Origin of the sequence: Nostoc sp. S13 (genome assembly GCF_029379315.1) — a bacterium.
Lineage (GTDB): Bacteria > Cyanobacteriota > Cyanobacteriia > Cyanobacteriales > Nostocaceae > Nostoc.
Map to the genome: position 1 here is coordinate 1 of NZ_JAQYWQ010000227.1, position 4,090 is coordinate 4,090.

Annotated in this window: 4 protein-coding genes; 3 read left to right on the forward strand and 1 reads right to left on the reverse strand. The window is 40.7% G+C overall.

All coding sequences use genetic code 11. The features are described 5' to 3' along the window. Window positions 1–603: 603 nt before the first annotated feature. Window positions 604–1,695 carry an alanine dehydrogenase gene (ald, locus tag PUQ00_RS32465; RefSeq protein WP_300424088.1) on the reverse strand — a complete coding sequence of 364 codons (1,092 nt, stop codon included), beginning with the start codon at window positions 1,693–1,695 and terminating at the stop codon, window positions 604–606. A 331-nt stretch (window positions 1,696–2,026) separates the two neighbouring features. Here ald and PUQ00_RS32470 point away from each other — a divergent pair, with 331 nt between their 5' ends. The 3 genes from PUQ00_RS32470 (at window position 2,027) to PUQ00_RS32480 (ending at window position 3,996) form a co-directional block, all read left to right on the forward strand. After that, window positions 2,027–2,197 carry a chlorophyll a/b-binding protein gene (locus PUQ00_RS32470; protein WP_300424089.1) on the forward strand — a complete coding sequence of 57 codons (171 nt, stop codon included), beginning with the start codon at window positions 2,027–2,029 and terminating at the stop codon, window positions 2,195–2,197. A 362-nt stretch (window positions 2,198–2,559) separates the two neighbouring features. Beyond that, the gene (locus PUQ00_RS32475) at window positions 2,560–2,853 is read left to right on the forward strand and encodes a hypothetical protein (protein WP_300424090.1); all 294 of its coding nucleotides are present in this window, start codon (window positions 2,560–2,562) and stop codon (window positions 2,851–2,853) included. Between the two features lie 135 nt (window positions 2,854–2,988). Beyond that, window positions 2,989–3,996 (forward strand): WD40 repeat domain-containing protein, encoded by a 1,008-nt coding sequence (locus PUQ00_RS32480; protein WP_300424092.1) that lies wholly within the window; start codon window positions 2,989–2,991, stop codon window positions 3,994–3,996. Window positions 3,997–4,090: the final 94 nt, after the last annotated feature.

Genomic DNA, 4,090 nt, shown 5'->3' on the forward strand with positions numbered 1-4,090 from the left:
GAACGTTTCAAATTTAACAATTATTCCTCTTGTTAACATTGCTTTACACATTTCGCTTTTCCTCTGCCCACCTACTTAACGATAATTTTTGTTTGATTCAACTTTATATTTTAGATAAAAACAAATTTATTTAGCTAAATATTAAAAGTTAAACCTGGCTCTAATTAAAGTATTTATGTCTCTAAAGTTTCTATAATTTTTAGCATAAACTCATTAATAGTATTTGCTATTGGCGTTTTGCTAACAATTACATTGAAACTTAGGCGCTTAGCACAAGACACGAAAAAATTAGTCCCTACAAGAGCAGTTTATCATTGCACATGACGTATTAACTAAAATTTATTGGGGACATAAATGTTTTAGTTAAAAGCCAAAATTATCGTCAAATTCTCTTGAAGTCACTCTTGATTCTGCTTAACAAACTGATGCGCGGATGGTTTAAATGTACTATTTTGCTGAAAGCCTTGTATAGATGGAGATGCAACCATCTTTTGCCTATTCTCATTTTGTACAGCTACCGATCCGCGCATTTGGCAAGAAAATTAGTCTGATTACCGATCGCTATCTCGATTAAAATAACTGATCGCCTAATACTTGCACACCTTAATTTACCAAATCAGGGAATACCAGTTGCACAGCAGGATGTACTAAGCGATGATTCTGCACATTCACACCCTTAGCTAATGCTGGGTTGACTTCCAATGCCAAAATTCCCAAATTCGCCAACTGGACAACATAAGGTAATGTACTATTATTGAGTGCCTGAGTTGCCGTCCAAGGTACTGCTCCTGGCATATTGGGAACGCCATAATGCACGACACCCTCTTCAACATATACCGGATTTGTGTGGGATGTAGGGTGTAACGTTTCTATGCAACCACCTTGGTCAACGGCTACATCAACTATTACAGAACCAGGACGCATTTGTTTGACCAATTCGCGCGATACTAGTATTGGTGCCCTACGTCCCAGTACTAAAACTGCACCGATGAGCAAATCTGCTTCTTTGACGGCGGCTTCAATATGAGCAGAGTTGCTGTAGAGCAATTCGACTCTGGAGCCAAAGAGGGTTTCTAAGTAAGATAAGCGCTCAACACTCACATCTAAAATCTGAACGATCGCACCCACGCCTACGGCAATTTTAGCTGCTTCTGTGCCAACAACACCGCCACCTAAAATTACTACTTTGCCTGGCTTGACTCCAGGTACACCCCCCAAAAGTACACCTCTACCACCTTGCTGACGTTCTAGGAATCTGGCCCCAAATTGTACTGCTAGCCGACCGGCAATCACACTCATGGGGGTGAGCAAAGGAAGTCTGTTAGCACCAGGTTGTTCTACAGTTTCGTAGGCGATCGCACAAGTGCCACAATCAATTAAATGCTCTGTCAATTTGCGATCGGCTGCTAAATGTAAATAAGTAAATAATATCTGCCCTTTTTGCAAAAATTTATACTCAGATATCAGAGGCTCTTTGACTTTAACAACCAATTCCCGATTCCAAGCCACTTCTGATGTCGGGACAATCTCGGCTCCAGCACTTCTGTAGTCGTCATCTGAGAATCCAGCCCCATTACCTGCTTGCGTCTCGACGAAGATGCTATGACCATTTTCTCGCAGCACCCGTACACTAGAAGGACTTAAACCGACCCGAAATTCTTGATCCTTATTTTCCTTGGGAACGCCAATTTCCATATACCGCCTCTGATAATTTTTTTGTTTAACTGTAGCCTGCTAATCTCAAGCTTGCTATTTCTATATTGGAGATAGCTGTATTAGAGATAGCTAATCTCTGTTCTAAGTCTCTAAATTTAATCTGAGTAGCCCCAAACTCTAACCCTTGACTATTACCCCAGTATTTATACAATATATAAAGAATAGTAACAATTTATTAAAAGAGCGATTGTATAGCTGCCTACTAAAAAGCTGTTGCTGAATTTCTCAAGTCATCCTGGCATTCAAGCACTGCAATCCGCTCATAAGTTACTCTGACTTTTCACCGTTTACCAAAAAAGGTTTCTTAAAAATGACACAACCACAACCAACAATTACACCTAGACTAGAGGAGCCTAAGTTTGGCTTTAACGAATATGCTGAACGCTTGAATGGTCGAGCGGCAATGATTGGCTTCGCTTTGATGGTGGTGATTGAATATGTCACTAATCAGGGGGTGCTATCATGGCTGGGTCTGAAGTAGTGCCAGAAACAAGTACAAGATGGAAGTTGTAAGCTAATAATTAAAAGAGTTTCAACCAGCTGGAACAACCAGTTGGTTTTGACTTTAACGATTGATAGTGAAGTACTTCGCCCTAGATACTTTAATTAGACTTATTCGTAAATTATTGCCCTAGAATGTAAGCAAGAGAGGAATCGAAATACCTATTAGTGATTGAAATATCATAGACTTGCAACTAGTACATGCAAGGCGATTAATGAGTAAATTTCCTCCCCTACTAAAGAAAATCATATTAGTGTCTGCCTTAGATGAGAAAGGCAAATTAGGGTGAGGTATTCTTGATAAATATACATGAAAGGTGAACTGGAACCAACCAAGCTGTGATGAATGCTGTATTACCTCGTTTTTTGAAGTCAACCTACCGAAAAGAGCCACTAATCAGTGTATTGGTGACGATGGGCGTTATGGATGCCCTGATTGGCGGATTGAATGATAGCTGGTCGTTGTTTGCTTTTGGTTTGGGAACGACAGGGATAGCAATAGGCTTTAAATTGTGGCGTTTCCAGCAGCGTCGTCCTCTACCAGAGGAGCCTGTAGTGCAACATTATTTGCCTTCTCGTTCTTCTAGTCCGCCTTTACCAATGTTAAGCGTTTCTAAGAAAAAACCACCTCTTTAGGAAGTGCAGAGTTATTAGGTAATAACTCTGCAAAATTGATTGGGGTAACTCTATTTATAAAAGTGAGGAAAAAGAGTGAGTAGTGAGGGAAGAGGTGGAAGTAATTTTCTGCGTCCGTATATGATCTTGGCATTTATGACAGCTGTTGCCCTTCCAGTGACTACCTGGCAAGGGTTTTACATTCATAAAGCTCATGCTGCCATTGAAGTAACCCCAAACTCCCAAACTCCCAACAGCTTTGCTAATGCCCAACTACTTTACACACTCAAAGGACATAACGGAACCGTTAAATCCCTTGCTTTCAGTCCAGATAGCAAAATTCTTGTGAGTGGAGGTGCAGAAAACGAGGGTGTAATTCGCCTGTGGAATCCCGCAAACGGCAAAAAGTTAGGGAATATTAGCAAAGCACATAAAGCAGCCGTAGAATCTTTAGTGATTTCCCCAGATGGGCAGACCCTCGCTAGCTGTAGTGATGACAACACGATTAACCTCTGGAGCCTGAAAAATTTAAAATTTAGCCGCTCTTTTGTCGGACATACTAGTAACGTATTATCTTTAGTGGTGTCTGGTGATAGTAAAGTTCTCATCAGTGGAGGTTTGGATGGGATTCGTCTATGGGATTTGCTACAGCAGCGCCCTCTAGGGACTCTAGTAAGTTTTGATAATTCGATTTATACCCTAGCCATTAGTCCTGATGGGCAGACTTTGGCTAGTGGTGACAATAAGGGTGTAATCAAGCTGTGGAATTTGAGTACTGGTAAATTAATCAGTGAATTTGTCGCTCATTCTAATGTTGTTAGCGGTGTAATTTTTACACCAGATGGAGAAACATTAATTACTGCTAGCCGCGATCGCACAATTAAACTGTGGAATATTAATACTGGAGAATTAGTCCGCACCCTTACAGGACATAATAACTGGGTGAATGCGATCGCCATTAACCCCGATGGAGAAACCCTTGCTAGTGTTGGCAGAGATGGAATTAAGTTGTGGAGTTTAACTACAGGTGAGTTAATAAATACACTGAGTGGACATACAGACTGGGTAAGCGCGATCGCTTTTAGTCCAAATGGTAAAATTCTTGCCAGTGGTGGATTTGATCAACAAATCAAAATTTGGGGGATTCCACCAAAACGTAAATAAATATATTATTTGAAGAAGAATACATTCGTCAGAATACATTCGTCAGAATGCAATCAGTGGGGGATTCAGACCCGCCACTACGAAAGTTGACCAC